Annotated in this window: 1 protein-coding gene; it reads left to right on the forward strand. The window is 62.9% G+C overall.

All coding sequences use genetic code 11. The annotated features are described in order from the left end of the window. Positions 1-900, forward strand: a 900-nt coding sequence (locus IVB46_RS00475) for an IS5 family transposase (protein WP_247341613.1), incomplete at its 5' end; no start/stop codon positions are given. Positions 901-903: the final 3 nt, after the last annotated feature.

The following is a 903-nucleotide window of genomic DNA, read 5'->3' on the forward strand; positions in this document are numbered from 1 at the left end:
GGCGCCAATGCGGCGCTGGATCGGCTGGCTGGCCTGGTCAAGTGGTACCGGTTCGAGAAGCTGATCGGCCATTTGCGGGATGAAGGGAGCCCCGGTCGACCAGGCTATCCGGTGCTGGTGCTGTTTCGTGCTGTGCTGTTGCAGTCGCTGTATGGTCTTTCGGAGCGCGAACTCGAGGAAGCGCTGGGCGACCGGTTGTCGTTCAAGCGCTTCGTCGGTTTGAGCCTTGAGGATGCGACGCCCGACCATACGGTCCTGAATCGCTTCCGGAACCAGCTCGTTGAACAAGGCCTGCTGGAGAAGCTGTTTGGCGAATTGGATCGTCAGCTTGAGAATGCTGGCGTGATCCTCAAGCGCGGCACGATGCTGGATGCGACCTTGATCCAGGCAGTCTCGGCTCCGCCCAAGGAGGATCGCCCCTCAAACGATCCTGATGCCCGGTTTGCCAAACGGCAGGGCAAAAGCGGCTCGACCTTCGGTTACAAGGCCCATGTGGGTGTGGACGAAGGATCCGGCTTGATCCGCGCGGTGTTGACCACACCCGCTAACGTCAACGATACGACACCTGCGGACGCTTTGATCCGGGGCGATGAAGCTGCGGTGTGGGCCGATGCGGCTTACGACACCCATGCCCGACGGGCCCGGCTGAAGGCGGAGGGCAAGAAACCCCGCATCGCTCGTCGGCCCAACAGACATCACCCGGAGCTGCCGCCCAGGCTCAAACGCTACAACCTCCTCATCGCGCGCCGCCGAGCCCAGGTCGAGACCACCTTCGCTACTCTCAAACGCCGCATGCGGCTGACCTGCATCCGCTACGTCGGTCTGATCAAGGCGACCGGACAAGTCGTGCTCGCCTCGATCGCCTTCAACATGAGGCGGTGGGCCACGATCGCCGCGTGAGCC

Source organism: Bradyrhizobium sp. 61, from assembly GCF_023073075.1.
GTDB classification, from domain to species: Bacteria; Pseudomonadota; Alphaproteobacteria; order Rhizobiales; family Xanthobacteraceae; genus Bradyrhizobium; species Bradyrhizobium barranii.